We start from the raw sequence: 17,436 nt of genomic DNA, 5'->3' as shown, positions 1-17,436 counted from the left end.
TCGCGCCGGATTCCCCGCGTGCTGACCTCAGAAAAGTCGAGGGTCTTCGTCGTGGTCAAGACATGGGGGAAAGTATCCGAATTTCCGCCTCGACGGGAGTCTGTCAGCTAATCGCTGTTGCGTACTGCACTGAAGTGAATACGTCTTACAACACCGGTTTGCGCCAGGAAGGCGGTGAGTCAATTTATCCGCGCGGCGATCCGTCCCTCAGCCTCTTCACGCGGCCGCCGCGCGTGGCGTGCGATGAGCGCAGCGGGACGCGGTGAAGGCGGCCTGCACGAGTCGAGGTCGCACACGCAGGGCGTGGGCGAGCCTAGTTCGGATCGGCACAGGAAGAGCACCGGTGCGTTCGAACGTGGCGATCGACTCGGCGCCGATGCCAAGGTTGGCGGCGAGCAGTTCTCCTGTCTCCTCCTGCGCTCCCAGCGCGCCGGCTTCCCACCATTCGAGCCGCTGGGGGGTGATCCACAGCCGCTGGGCGAGTTCTGCGCGGGTCAGCGCACGCAACTCGCGCAGGTTCGTCAGCGTCGGAAGTGCGGTCAGCGGGTGCTGCAGTTGCGCGGGAGTCACGCGCAAGACCTCGGCGACGCTGCGCAGAACGCGCGCGGTGATCGGCGTTACTCCGCGCTCCAACCGGGACACCGCGTCGTTGGCGGCATGGATCTGCTCTCCGAGTTCGGCTTGGGTGAGGCCGGCGCGCTGCCGGTGGTAAATCATCGCCTTGCGATCGAAGTTCGGGACCTCTCGGCGGACAGGCATGAACGTGTTCCCCCTGGGTGGTGATGTGCTCGCGCAGACGGCCGCCTCGAACGTCCGGTGACGCTGGACAAACCGGCGCGCTGACGGGTTCTTCAGCCGCGCGGGCGGCTTGAGCCGGGCGAGATACTCGGGTCCGCGTCGACACGCGGACGCACCAGAGCCAGCTTCGCCCTGCCCGGCTGGGCGGCTGGTGGGGGCGCTTGGCTGACGGCGGCCACGACGGCGCGCACGAGTCCCGCATGTACCGGCGGCAGCGTGCGCACGACCTCCGGGTCCTGCGCGTGCAGCTTGGCGATTCCCCGGGACATCTCGTTGCGGGTGTTCTTCTCGGCCTCGGGGAGTTCGCCCCGTGGTGCCGTGGGATGGATTAGCCGGTTGAGGAACCGCTCTGCCGCGCGACGCAAGGGACTGGGCAGATGCGTGGGGCCGTCGCCGCTTGGGCGTTGCTGGTCGTGCCACGAGGCGTCGGGCACGAGGAGCTTCAGAACGTGGGCCCGGCCGCTGTCGAGCAGGGCGATCGCGGACGGAGTCTCGGCCTGGATCCTGGCGATGCGGGCGGCGGCGCGCGAGGTGTCGCTGATCCCGCGCCCGTCCATCTGGCTATGGTCGAACTGAGGCAGGGCGGTGAGAACCGCGAACTCGTCGATCAGTACCTCGAGCTTGTCGGCTGCTTCCTGTGTTCGTTGCCGCTCGGCTGTGGACTCGTCGTGAGCGCGCAGGGTCGGGACCACCACCCCTTCGGTGGCCGCAAGGCCGCGCGCGACCTCACGCATGTCCTCTGCGAGCGCCGAGACGTCCTGCAGCGGCAGCGCCGCGGTGGAGATCGAGCCTTCCATGTCGAGAGCCCGCAGGTCGCTGTGTCCGTTCGTCTGTGCGATCGCGACGGCCTCGTCATACCGCGTTGCCTGGACAGCCAGGTGCTCACACAGCCCCGCGACGTAGTTCTGCTGGTCGAGTCTTTCCTCGAAGCCTGGCGTCGGCCCCTGCCGCATGGCGCGCTCGTAAGCATCCAGGGCGCCGCTGACGTCGAGTGGTCGTAGTGAGGAGGGCGCCAGTCGAGCGTCGACGAGGCGCTGGGTGAGCAGTTCGGCGTGGTCCTCGCCGGCGTTGCGGTAGTGGTGATCGATCAGCGAGTCACGGGCGTCGCGGGCCAGCGTGCCGAGCATGCTCTCCACGCGCTGAGCCAGGGGCTCGGGCAGCGGCGGCTGGATCACCGGAAGCCCGGCGAACGGCACGACGGTGGATTCACCAGTGGGTCTGGTCATGAGGACTTCCTGTTCTGATCGGACGTAGTCCGGGCGGAATCAGGAAGCGGGGGCTGATCCTGTGCTCCTGCAAGGCGTTGCGCTGCACAGGAGCGGTACAGCGATGGGCTGGCTTCCCAGCGGGTTCAGACTTTAGGTTGTTTCGGGTCGCGCGGTCCACCGAACACGCGGGTGGCGACCCATCGGCCTCCCTTCGCCTGCAGAGAGATCTGGCGGATCAGCTGGCCCGACTGGGGTGCCTCGATCATCTGCTGGTCGCCGATGTAGAGGGCGACGTGGTCTTTCTGGCCGTCCTCGTTCCAGTCCCAGAACAGCAGGTCGCCGGGTTGTAACTGGTCGGCGCGGACGGTCTGCGCGCGGGTGCTGTTGTACTGGTCGTCGGCCACGCGCGGAAGCTCGATCTGCCGCGAGGTGCCGATGTAGAACGCGTACCGCACGAGCGACGAGCAGTCGAAGCCGACGACGTGGGTGTCTGGGGGCATGCCCAGTGTGGGTTTCTCGAGTCCGCCGCCACCCCACGAGTACATGGTCTTGTTCACGTGCGTGGCGGCTGCGGCGATGACGTCTTTGGCCTCTCCCGAACCGCGAAGCACCTGCGCGTACTTGGTGACCGCGAGTTGGCGGATCTCGCGGACGTAGTCCTGGGTTTCTGCGATCGGAGGGATTCCGCCGCTGTCGAGAACCCGCCCTGGGCCCGCGTTGTAACTGGCCAGCGCCAAGCTGATCGCATCGCCGTTCAGGCCCGGTCGCTTCTCCACGAACGACACCAGGTAGTCCATGTAGGCCGATTGCGATGCGATGGCGTCCGCGCCGTTGCGGGTGTCGGCACGGCCGTCGCCGTCGCCGTCGCGCCCCCACTCTGTCCACGTTGTCGGGATGAACTGCGCGGGCCCGTCCGCGCCTGAGTCGTCGTTGTGCGCGTCGAGGCGCCATTGGCTCTCGACCTCGAGTTGCGCGGCCAGAATCGGTGCGGGCAGCTTGGGGTACTTCGCGGCGGCGGCCTGCAACGGTCCGCACGCCCACGCCGGAACCCCCGAACAGGTTAGGGAGATCCCACTCCAGTCCAGGCCGCCCCTGGACGCCGTTGCGGTTGTCGAGTTCTCCTGCGCGCCGATCATCAGCGTCATAAGAACCACCATGATCATCCCGAGGGGCAGCAGTAAAGCCGTGAACCCCAGCCGGCCGGCGTTCACGGCGACTCCGCGCCGGATTCGGAGTCCGCGAGGCGCACGCCGGTGACACGCCAGCCCGAGTCCTCACGACCCAACGCGCAATAGATGACCACTGTGGACAGTTCCTGGCGCCAGCCCGCGTCCCCGACCGCGACCCGTGTCGCCACCGCACCGGCGCCGGCACTGCCCTCGCGCGGTGCCGGTGGGTCGTCGCGCACCGGCACCGTGGTGACCTCGACGCGGCCGCGGCGTGCCGCCACCATGTTCCACGTCGTGGTGCTGCGCCCCTCTGCGCTGAGACGCGACGCGAGCTCGGGCGTGCCGAACCGCTCGGCCGCCCGTTGGCGAGCCTGACCCGGTCCTTGGTCGCGTGTCGTGTCGAAGGCCAGCGAGGCCGCCGCGAAGTCCGAGCACACCTGCTGAATCTCCGGTGGTACCGCCGCCGGTGTCCCCGCGGGCACGGGTGCCCGCGCGTCTGGTGCCGTGCCACTGGGATCGCGCGAGCATCCCGTGAGTGCCCAGGCGGCAAGTGTGACGAGCAGCGCGGCGCGTGTGAAGCCTGGTACAGCCATGATCGTCCCCCTCGATCATCAGGTGATTCCTGGTGGCGTTCGGTCGTCCCCCGACGTGCCGCACGCGGCGCTCACATCGCGGACACGGTGTAGCCGAGCAAGTCCTTCTCCAAGCTCGTGCGGTCGAGAGCATCGGCTTCACGAGTCGGCTCGACCCCCGGATGCCGCAGCGCGACGACCAGCCACGTGGCGACCTGCCGCGGTGGCGGAACGAGCGCGAGTCCGAAGTAGGTGGGGACGCGGGGTTGCTCGCCCGCGTAGCACACCTGCCAGGACCAGCCCTGCCGCTCCGTCCACATCAGCCGTACCCATTCCGCCTCGGACTCGGTGCCGGCGGGCGCCGGTTCGGTGATGGTCATCTGGCCACGCCGAAGTGGCACCGACTCGACCACGACGTCAGCGACGGCAACGTCCAAACCGCGGAGTTCGGTCACGACCGCCTGCACGTACTGGGCGTGAGTCGACGCCTCGGGCATATCACGATCTTGGCTCGTCATGCGGGTTCTTCCTCTCGTGCAGGCAGTCCAAAATCACCGGACGCCACGGCTCGCGTACAGCGCTACCACATCCGTAATCGGGTCCCAGCCTGTGACGCTTTGGGGGCCAGTCGTGCGACGTGACCAGCGCTCAGTCAACCTGGCTGGCCGGCGTGGGCGCGGCACGCTGGCGGCGGAGTCCGTGGACGCCTCACTGAGAACGCCTTGGTCGAGGACCGTTGGCTTCGTTGCCGTGCCGTGCCGTGATTGGAGTGTGGCGTCGTGGACCGGGTCAGGAGGTTCCGGCTCGCTGGGCGCGCCTGAAGTGTTTCGTTGTGGCTGCGCGAGTGCCGGTGAACGGCCGGGATCGCCGTAGGTCCTGAGCAGGTCGTCGTAGATCGGGTTGAGCGACGGCGTCGCCGTCGGCCGCGCCGGGACGGTGGGCTGCATCTCCAACTCCTTCAGGGCCTGGGTCAGCTCCGCCACGCGTTCAGCGGGAGGACTGGCGGCAGATATCTGGATGGTCGACGAGCCAAGGTCCACAATGGACACTGTGCCGGTGTGTACCGCGTACCCCAGCTGTGCCGCTTCGTTGACTAGATCTATCCATTGTGCGACGGTCTGGTGCAGGTCCGTCTCACCGCTGTCACGGATGGCGCGTGTACGGGATGTGTCGCGTGAGAAGAGATCCGCGGGTTCTCGCGGAGGTAACTGCACGTCGGGAGCTACTGGCTGGTCCGCCGCAACGGCACGCGGTTCGTCACTGGCAGGGGCGTCGGTGCCGGGTGCCAAGGCAGCGCTGTCACCGCTGGATGGCCGGGCTTCGGCCTCCTGGAGAGAGGCAGGAGGGGCTGAGACAGCAGTGCCGTTGACGACGTCTTCTCCCAGTTCCCCGACCCAAAACTCCCACGGGTCAGGGTCCTCGTCATCAGCCGCCAGGTGATCACCGCTGTCGCCTGCGCTTTCGGGCGCTTCCTCCGCATCGTGGTCACCGTCCGCCTGGGGTTCGCCGCCTGACGCCTCGGGCTCAGGGTCAGCGGTGCGATCAGCCGCGCCGGTCGTGACGAGATCAGGTGCCGCCGGCGGATCGGGCATCGTGAGCGAGAGCGACGTGCCGGGATCTGCCGTGTCGAGCGGGAGCACATCGACTGCCGCAGAGGTGAGGTCTTCTCCGTCAGCGAGGGCTGATCGCCAGTCGTAGTCATCATCGGCACCCAGAGATGCCGGCGGCGCGGTGATGGTCTCGTGCTCGCCGAGTGCGTCGTCTGCGAGCTCATGCAGCTCCGAGTCGGCGTCGTGCACGGCGATGGTGTGCGTGTCCTCGGGCTGCTCAAGGGCAGGCATGTTGCCGTGGTAGTGCTCGCCCTGCTTGGCCTGCTCGGGCGCAGCCTCGGCTGGTTCTCGCAGCGACCGTGGTGGCGGCAGAAACTCCTGCTGTGACTGCTCCCCGATCGGTTCGGGGCGCGGGTCGGCCGCTTCAGGAGCCTGGCCAGGTGGAGCGAGGATTGCCGCGAGCTGCTCGAACAGCATGGCCGTGGCCGTCTGGTCATCGACCGCGAACGGGACTGTGATCACCTTCAGCTCTGGGTCGTAGCGCGGGACCTGCGCGGACCTGGCCTTGACGACCGACAAGCTGTGCTGCTGTGCCAGTTCCTCGAGTTGCTTCCAGGACATACCCACGCGCAGGAGCGCGGGAGCGTTCGCCACTGGCGAGGCCTGTCCGGGCACGCTGGCAGTGGACGCGAGGTCGGACGGGGCTCCTGGACTCTCTGCCTGCGCACCCGCCCTGTCGGTCTGCGCCGTGTCGGTCTGCTTGCTGGCTGTCGCGCTCTGCTCCGCGTCGCTCTGCGCCTCGACGGCCTCGATCGGATCCGCCGACCGATCGGTGGACGCGGGGTCGTGGGTGATGCCGCTGAACGATCGCAACGAGCCTGGTGGCACGACGCGGGGTACGCGCGACTGGTCATCGCGCTCGATTTTCCAGAGCAGGTCGCGGGTGGGATCCGTCCCCTGCACCTCACCATCAAGGTCGACGTGGCTGATCGTGTCGGCACGCGCCGTGATCCGCACCGCGTTGTCCGGGTCGGTGTGCGGATCAAGGATTAGGTCCCCAACACGGAGTTCCCGCCAGGGCACTTCGTGCGTCGCCGGATCGGGGAGAAGCGCGAGCAGCTCGCGGACCGCGGTGATTGTTGACCCGTAGGTACGAGCGTCACGATCCACGGCCACGTCGAACAACGACGCTGTTGCGCGTCGCGTCAGGACGCGGGCCGCCGAGCCTGGACGCGTGGAGCCGAGCACGTGCAGCGCGTTGTCTACCACTGCCCGCTTCACTTGGTGAATGATCCGCTCCAGGCCGTGCTCGACCTGATCCCGCAGCTCCGCCTCGCCGATTGCCCGATAGCCGATCTCGGCCTTTCCCAGCAGGGTCAGGGCCCGATCGGTGTCAAGGATCAGCTCGCGAAGCGGATCAGACAGGCCCGTCGCGACCCAGCTGCCGAAGTCCTCGTTGGTCAAGGTCCCGTCGCGATGCGGGGGGCCACTGGTCGTGTGGATCGTGACGCCGCGGGCGGTCCACTCGAACCACAGAGTTGCGTCGGCGTGGACGCTCTTCACGCCAGCTCCCCACCAGTCCGGGTGGTACGCCTGTCCGGACACGACGGCCCGAACCAGGCGAGTGAACTCCCACTCGGCCATCTTCAGCACTACCGCCGCGATGTCGCCGTTGGTCAGCGGATCGCCCTTCGGACGCTGCTTTGGTGTGGTCTCGGCGGCGATGATGCCGAGCTTGGGTTCGAGTTTGTACAGCTCCACAGAGGCCGCCGAGAATGCGTGCTCCGCGGCAGCGAAACCGACTCCGTGGGTCAGGACTGCCGCCGGGAGCTTGTTGCCCTCGGCGTCGATGCGGTCCAGCGTCCACCACCACGGCCCTGCCCCCTTCCGCCGCGGCGCTTCGTGGCCGTCGCGGCCGATGACGAGCCGGAACCTGCCCCGCTCCTCACGCACGAAGGCCTCCACTGCAGAGCCCAGATGCTCGCCGGCGCCGTCAGGAACATGTGTGAGCTCGCGGCCGTCGTGCAGCCTGAGGACCATGCCCTGGCCGGTGGGGACATCGAGGTCTGGCACCACAGCCGGAGCACCGTCCGCGGCAGCGCTGGGAGCGACGCTGATCGGGGGCACGGCGTCCTCGTTGTCAGTGACGGTGGCTGCCTCGACGGGCACTGGGTGCGCAGGCGCGGTCTCGGCTGCCGCAGTGTCAGGGATCGCCTCCTTGGCCGCTTGTCCGGCAGGGTCAACGGCGACCAGAGCAGGAGTGGTGGGAGTCGGTGCGGCGCTGTCGTGTGCCTCGTCTGGTTCCAGGCCGAACATCGACATCTGGTCGCCGCTCGCGGTGGCCATCCGCCGCTGTTCCCGGCCTGGGACGGCGAAACCGCCGTGCTCGGCCATGTGATCGCTCAGCGCGTTCAGGCTCTCGACGACATCACCGGCCGGGACCCCGCGCAAGATAGCGCCGAGCAGGTCCGCGCCCTGCGACCGATGTGTGAGTTCGTCCGCGACCGCGGCGAGCATCGTCGCCATCGAGATGCCTCGGCCGTAGGAGATCTCGGCGCGTGCCCGCTCATCGGGGTTCATCTGCTGGTCGTGTGCGACGCCGTAGATCGCATCCCGGACCGTCCAAGAGACGACCTGTCCGAGCAGGTCCTCTCCCCCAGGCTCAAGCGCGCGCCACAGCGCGCGCAGGGCTGCAGACGAGTCGGGCAGCTCCAGCAGCGTCGCACGGACCAGGTCTGGATCGGCGCCGGCGAACAGGTCGCGGGCCACCGTGCGGGCCGGCGAGGCCTCATCATCGGCGGCGGGCAAAACCGCAGGAAGCGCCTCCGTATCGATCGGGAATGGCAGGTCCAGGCCCGCGGTCTGGGCCATGGCCTGGCAAAGCTGGAGCAGATGCTCGCCGACATCGGTCAGGCGCACGTCGCGCAGTGCCTGCCCGGCGTCGTCGGCGATGCCGCCGCGCCTGCGGATCTCCCAGCCCAGTGCGAACAGAGTGAACACAAGCGGGCCAGCGTTGGTCGACGGATTCGCGGGTTCGGTGTCGAGCTGACCGTGACCATGAACTGCGCTGAACGTGTCCCGCAGGATCGCCACAGCCCGCGGATCGACGACCTGCCCGAGGTTGGCGGGCAGCCGCCTGACGAGGCGCTGGCCGGGGCGCAGCCCGTCATCGCCGCCGCGCTGGATGGTCTCCCGCAGGCCTGCGGACTGCAGCGCGTCCAGCACGGCGGCCGCGTGAGCGTGAGCCAGCGGCCACGGCTGCGCCACGGTCTGCTCCAGGCGGCCGGCGACGAACCGCAACTGGTCGGACAAGCCACGGCCTTGCGGGTATCGGCCCAGCGGCGCGGGATCACCGGAGCGTTGTGCCGCCGCTGTGTCGATCGCGTCAGCGATCTGCCGCATGCGGCCCGCCGTGTGCAGTGGCGCGCGGTCGTTGCCCGCTACCTTGCGCACCGTCGCGGCCGTGTCGAAACCGCGCTTGGTCTGCAGCAGGCGATCAGTCACGCGAATCGCCAACCGCGTCGGCGCGTTCTCCGGTGCGGGCGGGAGCTCGCGTTCCCACGCTGAGAAGCGGTTCCGCAGCGTGACCGGGTCGGCCACGTCGCCGGGAACGACCGTAAACGGAAGGTCGCTGAGCAGGTCCGCAATCGACGGCACGATGGCCGGTGGCGGTCCGAAGAGCTGCTCGGCGGGGACACCGGCGTAGACGTCGACCAGTTCGCCGAATCGTCGTTCCACCTGATCTGCCTCAGCGACGAACCGTTCGGACAGCTCCCCCGCCGCGTCCTCGTGCGTTGCAGTGGCCAGGCGCAGCGTCACCCAGTCCTTCCCATGCAGGACCTGGTGGTGCACGCGGTACAAGCCGTTGGCCTCGCGGTCGGCGCCGATGAGGACCTCATCAGTCAGCACGGCGCGTACGCGCGCCTGATCCTGCGCCCCTGGCTGATCCGGGGGCCGCGTTCCGGTCGGCGCAGCAGGCAGCTCCGGTGCGGTTGCCGGCAAGAGGGGCCCCGCGAGCTCCGGCGCCTCCGCCTGCGCTTTGGCTCCCTTGGCGCGCAACTGGAACACGACGCCTGTCAAGGCAAAAGCGTTGATATGACTCAACGTACGGCTGTTGACCAGCAGTACTCGCTGGTCATGAAGCGGCAGCAGCGGCGCTTTCGCGTGCTCGGCGGTGGGCCGGAAATGCCGCACCGTGTAGCCATGTGACTCGGCCTCGCGCACAAGGGCCACGAACCACGAGCGAGTCGTGCGCTTATACCCGTCAGCGGTCCTGTCGTTGAAGACCTGACCGGTATCTGGGTCTTGGCGCAAGAGCTTTCGGACGCCCCGGTCACCTTCCGGGCCCCGAGTGCGTGTCCTGATCAACTCGGCGATCATGGAGGCGGTCACGCTAGTGACGTCCTGGGCGAGTGCGGCGTCGGCACCATGGTCCATGACGGTGCCCGAGGGCAGTTCGCGCAGCAGATGCGAGTCGTCCGGGCGGCCGTCGCCGAACAACGCTCCCAGCCCCGCACTACCGATCGAGTCAAACGGCTCCAGCCGTGGCTCTGGCTGAACGGTGACAGCACCACCGACGACAGGATTTCCCTGCGGGGTAGACACATCCTCGGCATGACAAGGCTCGTCAGCGGACTGGTTCGCGGCGGCCCGTGCCGGTGCTGGTTGCCGCGTAGCGTCCGAATCCGCCGCGACCTGGGCGCGTAGCTCTGCAAGAGCACCAGTGAGTTGGCTGGCGATGCCTGACAGAGGAATCTTGGCGTTCACCAGCACCACCCGAAGGTCTGTATCCACTGCGCGCTGGACGTAGGGAGGCTCCGAGACTGTCCGGAACAGCCGCACGGTGAAGTCGTGCGCGGTGATCTCCCGATTCAGCGCGCGGACCCACTCGGCAGCCACCCGCTGACTCTCCGGGTCGTGGCCCGCGTAGCTGCGGCTGGGATCGGCGGGGTCCGACGCGAGCAAGTCATACATCGGCTTCCAGCTATGCGGATCGAGGTCGACGCCCAGCCCGTGCAGCGCCAGCAACTGATCCACCTGGGAGGCAGGCACCGACGAGTTGCCCACGAGCACCGCCTCGGCGTCCGGGTCGAGATACGCCCCGTCAGGAAGCACCGCAAGGAGCGCTTCATCACCAGGCAACGGATCAGGTTCAGGGAAGTCGATTCCGAGCCCAAGACGGATCATCCGCGCGACAGCCCCAAGGTCACCCCTGCGGACGGCGTCAAAGATCTCCGGGCGCAGCATGATCTCGTCGTAGGTGCTCTCGGTGAACATCACGCCCGATGTGTCCGCGTAATCCGAGGCCGAGGCCTTGAATCCCGGGCTCGCGGCGACCTCGAACAGCGACCCCGCATCGGCCGCGGAGCCGTCGTGCGCGTCCACTGGTGTCGGCGTAGCCGGTCGGTCCGCGGTCGAGTCGGCAGTTCCCGCCTGTGCCGCCAGTTCCGACCCCTCGCCAGCCAGCGCTGCGGGTGCCGTGCGCGCCCGCACCTGGGCGAGCGCGCCGGCCAGCACGGGGATGGAGTCGAGGATCCTCGCCCTGCCGTTCACCAGTACCAGCTGCCGATCGTGATGCACGTCAGCCCGTGGCGTTCCGGCGTGTTCCGCAGCTTGGCGCGCCCGGCCACGCCCTGCCGGTGGTGCGGGTGGCGTGTCCGCAGCGAAGTAGTGCCGCACGGTGTAGCCGCGAGCCTCGATCTCGCGCGCCAGCGCGATGTGCCACGCGCGCCGCACCGCGGTGAGCGCAGGATGCATCCCGTAGTAGTTGTGGCCTGGCTTCTCCAGATCCGACTTCAGCAGGTTGTCCATCGGAATCCAGGTGTCGGGTTTGCCTTTGACGCCCTGAGAATGCAGCTCCAACAGGTGATCGAGTTGGGCGGTGTTCACCGACGTAGGCCCGCCAAGCCGCACATCTGCCATCACATCGAGCAGAGAGCCGGGCGGCAAGAGCGCCATCAAATCCGCGTCCGCGTCACCGGCCGACGTCGACGAGCGGGCTCGCAGATCCTTCAGCGCACCCCCCAGCGCTGCCGTCAGGCTGATAACCGGGTACGTGCTGTTGACCAGCACCACCCGAGGATCGTCGAGCACCTGCACCGAGAGCGATGACGGAGCCGTCGCTGGGATGAAATGCCGCACCGTGTAGCCGGTGGCCGCGATGTCGCGCGCCAGCGCCGCCCGCCACGCCCACGTCACCCGCTCGTGCTCGGGTTCTTCCGGCCGATACTTTCGGTGCGGTTCAGCGGGATCAGTCGCCAGGAGGTCCCACAACGTCGTTACGGACCAGCCCGCTTCGACCTGGTCGCGCAACTGCACGAGCTGGTCGATGTGCTTGGCGGTAACCGATGTCGGTGTCGCGAGCATGAAATCGGCAGCGGGGTCCATTCGGGACCCCGCGGGCAGCGTGGCCAGAAGCTCGTGGTCCGGCTCGGCGATGTCGTCAGGGGGTGGTGTGGCCAGGTCGTCTGTCTCCGCCGCACCTGGGGGGAGTTCGCCGGGCTGCTCCACGTGGGGCGCGGCGAGCATGACGCCTGGTGCGGTGGTGATGCTCGACGCGGGTGCTCGCAGGGCGGCAAGTGCCTTGACCAGGTCCCAGAAGTGGCTGTTGACGGGAAGCCTGCTGTTGATCAGCACCACTCGACTCGAGTGCAGCACGTGGGTCTGTGGTGCGCTGACGCCCAGAGCGGGCTGGAAGTGCCGCACCGCGTACCCGTGAGCTGCGATGTCTCGTGTGAGCGCCGCCAGCCACGCCCGCGTGATCGGCTCGTTGCCGCGCGAGGCCGTGAGCGGCTTGCTGGGATCCGCCGGGTCCCGCCGGTAGAAGTCATAGATCGCGTCGAACCGAGTCTGCCCGGCCTCGACCTGATTCCACCTGTTGACGAGGTCGTTGACCTGGTCAGGCGTGATGGACGTGCGCACCGACAGGGCGGCATCGGCGCGACGATCCATCCGGGTGTTCGCCGGCAGGACCGCCAGCAGATCCGCGTCAGGGTCGAGGACGTCAAACAGGCCGTCAGCGGCCTCAGCACCGTCGAGATGCGCGTCCGCCACGGGCGGCGTCGCCGCTTCGGCGTTGACGGGATCGTGGTCGACGCGATCGAGGGCCTTCTGCGCGCTGTTCGGATCAGCCGCGCCCGGTACGGTGCGCGCAAGGACGCTCACGAAGGCGTCGGTGAGGTTGTGCGCCTGAGTGCTGGTGTGCAGGCGTGTGTTCACCAGAACGGTCTTGAGGTCGTGGCTGATCACGTACGAGGGGTCGCCTTGTCGCGCTGGCGTGTAGTGCCGCACGGCGTACCCGCGGGACTCGATCTCGCGTGCGAGCGCGATGTACCAGGGCGCGAGTTGCTCGCCTGAACCTGGCCTGGCGTAGATCGTGGCCGAGGTGTTGTCCTGCTTGACCACGCTGGCGGGGTCTGTCTTGAGGTGGTCGCCCAGCGGCAGCCAGGTGCTCGGCTGGCCCATCACGCCATCGGCGTGCAGTTCGAGCAGTCGTTCCACCTGCGCGGGTGATGCCGTGGCGTGGGATCCAGCGAGGTGTCGATCGGCGTCCCGGTCCAGCGCCGCCCGGCTGGGCAAGACCGCCAGCAGGTCGGCGTCAGGAATCTCGGCACGTGAGAACAGGACATTCGCGTCTTCCATGCCACCCTCCGCCGGCACTGGGCTCGGCGCCGTGCCGGGCACGGGCGGGCGTTCGGCATCGGCGGCCGGGCGCGGCAGCGTCTCAGCGTTGGCCTGGTCAGGCTCGTGCCGCTGTGGGCGGGTAGCAGGATCTGCCAGTGGGACTGTGCCGTCGATCGGGAAGTCACGGTGCGTCTGGGTCGCGCCGTTTGCGTGGGGCACGTCGCGCTCGATGATCACCCGCATGCGGGCGCGTGGCTGCGGCGTCACGTCCACCACGACGCCGCGCACCGGGCGGACGGGCTCGACCGCTGTGCGCTTGAACTCGGTGAGGTCCGGGTCGGGCTCAGTCACCTCCGCGTAGTGACCGATGCTGTTGATCGGCAGGGATGGGTCCCCACCGGCCAACCTCTCCAGCGCTGCCCGCGCTCGCGCGACGTCGAACGGACCGGATGTCGCGCGTCCCACTGCGGCCGTGACCGCGCGCCGGTACACCTGCTCATCGAGCTCGGGCAGCGTGCGCAGCACATCGTCGAGGTAGACACCCTGCCAGCTCGTCTTCCCGGACAGCACCGTCGTGACCATCGCCGTGATCTTTTCGTCGGTGCTGCGGTCACCCAGGACGTGCGCCACGACGTGCTCTCGCTTACGCAGGTCCAGCTCGGGCATCGGCGTTGCGAGCACCACAGGCTCGCTCGTGTCGGCGAAGTACCACGTGTCCTCGACAGCGTCGGCGTGCCGCTGCACAAGCGTGGTGTTCTCGACGCGAGCCATGACGAGGGCCGCTTCGGTCGTGACGGACGGTTCGACCAGCCACTGGTCAGGATCAGATGCCCGGCGTGCCACTCCGGAGAGACCGCACTGCTCCACCAGCATGTGGATCTCCTGCGCGGACGCGAAGTCGACTTCCCACCAGTCCGCTGAGTCGAACGGCCCGAATCGGATCGACACGTATGGCATCACCTGACCGTCGTGAGTGACGCCGAGCGCGAGCGAGGCGTCGAGCCGCCGCCAGTGCTCGGTGGTGATGCCGGCCAGTTCGGCCGGCTGGTCCTCCATCAGCGTCCAGTGCTGATCACGCAGCATGCGGCGGATGTCGCTGATGCCGTCGACGACGCGGATCTCGTCGTCGTATCCATCCTCTTCCAGTGCGCCCCCATCACGGAGCTGCACAACGTCAGGCGCACCGGATATGTTGTCGCCCCGCGGGACTGCGGGTGATCCGTCGGCGCCACGATCGTGTTCCGTGGCCCCACCGTCGCCGCGAGTCTGCGCACCTTCCGGCTGGCCACTTACCTGTACGCCGGGTGCTGGGGCCGAGGCAGGTGTGGGCGCCTCTTGTTCTGCCGTGGCTGCGATCATCTGCAGCGCCGGTCGGGAGATGTCCGCTTCGGACTGCGCGGGACCACCGTGCTGGAGGACCCACGACAACGACCCGAGATCGAGCCGCTTCTTGCCGCGGGTCACCGCGGCGTAGCCGAGCCGCAGCGACTCGTCGTCCGGCATCACCAACTTCTCGGCCTTGTCGTCCCAGACCGGACCGAGGAAATCGCCGGCGATCAGGACCTGGTCCCACTCGCGGCCTTTGGCCTTGTGAGCGGTGCTCACGATCAGGTCGGGCTTGATGTCCTCGGCGGTTTCGTCCTCATCAGCCAAGGCCTTGGCCATGTCGATCACGGTGTCGGGGCCATACTTGTCGATGAGGAGTACCAGCGTCAGCAGCGATTGGGCCTCCTCGTGGTCATGGGCGTAGTCCTGCACTGCCTGCCAGTCGGGGAAATGCCGCAGGTCCTCGTGCCACGTCCGTTTCCCTCGTTTGAGGAGGATTGCCGCCTTGGCGATGTCCTCGATGGCCTTGCCGCCGCCGACGAGCGCGACTCGCTTGCCGTTGTCCATCGCGTCCAGCACGGCCGCGACGGCTCCCGCGTTGGTGCGGCACAGGATCGCGTCCGGTTCCTCCACTGGGCCGAGCACGGTGGGGATGGCCGGTGTGCCTTCCAGTCGTAGATCGGCCTTGAGTAGCTGCAGGAATCGGTTGCCCACGTTCTCCACCGCCGCGCCGAACCGCCACGACTGAGTGAGCGAGAGCCGTACCTCCGCCGGCCAGCGGGTCAGGTAGTCCTTGGCACCACGGAAGCCGTAGATGGACTGGTAGCGGTCTCCGACGACCACGACCTGTGCTGACTGCGCCTGCACGACCATCGCCTGGACCTCGTTGCAGTCCTGGACCTCGTCGAAGAAGATCACGTCCGCAGGCAGCCGCGGGTTGCTCAGCGCCCAGACCTTTTGATAGTCGTCGTGCACCAGGTTGAGCAGGCCTCCGTCCGCACTGGACTTGTCCGCCCAGATCCGATGAGCGAGCTCCAGCACTGCCTCGTCGACCCGGGTCAGCGCTTCAAGGGGCGGTTCGTGCCCGAGGTGCTTCATGCCCAGGTCGACATCCGCGCTCTGCCGGTAGCGCTCAACCACGCGCAGTGCCAGCCGGACGAGGGTCTCCGCTTCGATCCACTCTCCGGCAAGGCCGGAGCTCACCGCGAGGTCGGTGACGCCGAGGGTTTCCGCGATCTTGCTGGGAAATCCGTCGTTCTTGGAGATCGAGGACAGTCGGGCGCCGTAGGGGGTGTTGATCAGCGCTGCCCGCGCGAAGCCGTGCATCGTGTTGACCGCGACGTTGCTCTGGAACTTCTCCTCGGCCTCGTTCGCGATCGCTCTGTTGAAGGCGACGTACACAATTCGCAGGTGCGCGACCATGGCGGCCAGCATCAGCAGGGTCGTCGTTTTTCCCGTTCCTGCCAGTGCCTCGACCGCGATGTCCGCGCCGGTGGCGAAGGCATCTCGGATCGCTTGCTGCTGCGGGGTGGGCGGGAACGCCAGCACCTCCTCACGCTTCTTGGCCTGCACCTCGCGGTTGCGCGCCTTCGCCTCGGGTTGGCGCGCCTTCGCCTCGCGGTTCGCGACGAGCTCGGCCAGGTCGAGCGCCGCGATCTCGGCCAGCACGTCCTTGACGGCTTGGGCGGCATCGGCCAGGCTCGTGCCTCCCGTGCGCGGAACCTTGTAGCGCCACACGTTGCCGCTCTCGCGCCGGCGGAACACGAACTTGTGCTGAGGGTCCTTGAGCACATCGCGAAGGCGCTGTTCATGGTCGACGCCGGTCGTACCGCGCACGACCACGGCGTCGCGGCCGATAGTGACCTGGATTCGGCGTGTCCAGTGGTTGCCGGGCAGGGACACGCTGTCCTTGGCCGGAGGCGTGTCGACCGGCGAGTGCTCAGCGTCCGAATGAGTCTGCTCGCCCGCGGTGTCGGCGTGGCCGCCGTCGGCAAGAGGCGTGCCTGTCGGTGTTGTGGGGGCTGACGTAGGGCTCCCAGGTCCGGCCTGCGGTGTGCCGGTGTTGCCGCCCTCGGTGACGCGGGCGGCCGCGATCCGCTCCGCCAGTTCCACAGGGTCGACGCCCAGCTTCGACGCGGCGCGCGCTCCGTGTGCCGCCACTGGCCCTGGTTCGTCGACGCGGTTGCCCGGCAGCAGCGTGAACAGGTCGACCACCAGGTCGACCACGGCGGGATCGTCCCTCCACGCCGAGTCTGGCCAGCTGTCGAGCATCGCACCGAGCACGGCGTCGCCCAGCGCACCGATCTGCAGCGGGTGCGCTTCGCCCGCACGGCGCGTGCTCGCGCCGATGTGGCGCGGGGGCAGCGTGGCGATGAGGGCGGCGGCTTCGCGGACCGCGCCGAGGTGACCTTCCACCTCGGTCAGCTTGTCGGCCCACCGTGCGACGATCTCGTCGACGAGCACGTCCTGCGCGGGACGGCTGTGCGGTGGCCCTAGATAGGCCGCGACATGGTCCTCAGGTGTAGCGCGCCCCGCGAACACGGCCGGGTCCATCCCGTCGGGCAGGGTCGTGATGGCCAGCTCCGGATAGACGCACACGGCGTCCCTCGCGGTCGCGAGGGCGGCCTTGTGGCCCGCGCTGTCCGGGTCGAGGGCGAGCACGCGGCGCCGGTCGAGCGGAACGACCGTGTCCAGCGCGGCAAGGTGCTCGGTCGTCAGCGCGGTTCCGCAGGTGCCCACGGGCATCAGTTGCCGGTCGTCGCCGGTGCGCGCGAGGATCGCCGCGGTGTCGAAAGGGCCTTCGACGGGAACCGGAACCGCCGTGCTCGCCTTGTCGCGTTGCTCGTAGAGTCCGAACAACAGGGTGCGCTTGGAGAACAGCGGGGTCTCGGGGGTGTTGAGGTATTTCGCCCCGTCGTTTCCGGGCATGGCACGGCCGATGAAACCTGCGACGCGGCCTTGCAGGTCCCGGATGCCGAACATGATCCGGTTGTAGAAGAAGTCCAGCAGAACACCGTTCTTGACCCGGGCGACGCCGGCATCGACCAGGTCCTGGTCCTGGAATCCTTTGGACCGTAGGTGCGTCACGAGACCGCCCCACCCGGCCGGCGCGTAGCCGATCAGCAGGCCGACTTCGCGAGCGCGCTCCAGCCCCTCGGGGGATCCGAGTCGGTCCGGCTCGGCGAGGTAT

The 17,436-nt window shown here is 68.3% G+C and carries 6 protein-coding genes (1 of these 6 only partly in view); all 6 read right to left on the bottom strand.

Annotated elements, in window-relative coordinates:
* Positions 1 to 216 precede the first annotated feature (216 nt).
* Positions 217 to 759: a helix-turn-helix domain-containing protein gene (locus ACIRG5_RS45525; RefSeq protein WP_402917197.1), complete on the bottom strand. Its 543-nt coding sequence runs from the start codon at positions 757 to 759 to the stop codon at positions 217 to 219.
* Between the two features lie 92 nt (positions 760 to 851).
* Complete coding sequence (locus ACIRG5_RS45520) at positions 852 to 2,024, bottom strand: hypothetical protein (protein WP_402917195.1); 1,173 nt, start codon at positions 2,022 to 2,024, stop codon at positions 852 to 854.
* Positions 2,025 to 2,149: 125 nt separating this feature from the next.
* Positions 2,150 to 3,217: an NlpC/P60 family protein gene (locus tag ACIRG5_RS45515; RefSeq protein ID WP_402917193.1), complete on the bottom strand. Its 1,068-nt coding sequence runs from the start codon at positions 3,215 to 3,217 to the stop codon at positions 2,150 to 2,152.
* Positions 3,214 to 3,768, bottom strand: a complete 555-nt coding sequence (locus ACIRG5_RS45510) for a hypothetical protein (RefSeq protein ID WP_402917191.1) — start codon at positions 3,766 to 3,768, stop codon at positions 3,214 to 3,216. Before ACIRG5_RS45510 ends, ACIRG5_RS45515 begins: the two co-directional genes overlap by 4 nt.
* 71 nt (positions 3,769 to 3,839) lie before the next feature.
* Positions 3,840 to 4,265, bottom strand: coding sequence for a DUF6292 family protein (locus ACIRG5_RS45505; RefSeq protein WP_402917189.1), 426 nt, complete (start codon positions 4,263 to 4,265; stop codon positions 3,840 to 3,842).
* Positions 4,266 to 4,298: 33 nt separating this feature from the next.
* Positions 4,299 to 17,436, bottom strand: partial view of a UvrD-helicase domain-containing protein gene (locus ACIRG5_RS45500; RefSeq protein WP_402917187.1) — the end only. It continues 14,633 nt past the right edge of the window; 13,138 of the gene's 27,771 nt are visible here — the last part of the coding sequence; the start codon falls outside the window, past its right edge — the gene reads right to left on this strand; it ends in the stop codon at positions 4,299 to 4,301.

Origin of the sequence: Lentzea sp. NPDC102401, assembly GCF_044765805.1 — a bacterium.
Taxonomy (GTDB): domain Bacteria; phylum Actinomycetota; class Actinomycetes; order Mycobacteriales; family Pseudonocardiaceae; genus Lentzea; species Lentzea sokolovensis.
This window is presented reverse-complemented; position numbering and strand designations above follow the sequence as displayed.

What these genes read in the sequence shown, in the direction of transcription:
- ACIRG5_RS45520 (WP_402917195.1), bottom strand. Translation starts at nt 2,024, where the DNA reads ATGACCAGACCCACTGGTGAATCCACCGTCGTGCCGTTCGCCGGGCTT.
- ACIRG5_RS45510 (WP_402917191.1), bottom strand. Translation starts at nt 3,768, where the DNA reads ATGGCTGTACCAGGCTTCACACGCGCCGCGCTGCTCGTCACACTTGCC.
- ACIRG5_RS45525 (WP_402917197.1), bottom strand. Translation starts at nt 759, where the DNA reads ATGCCTGTCCGCCGAGAGGTCCCGAACTTCGATCGCAAGGCGATGATT.
- ACIRG5_RS45505 (WP_402917189.1), bottom strand. Translation starts at nt 4,265, where the DNA reads ATGACGAGCCAAGATCGTGATATGCCCGAGGCGTCGACTCACGCCCAG.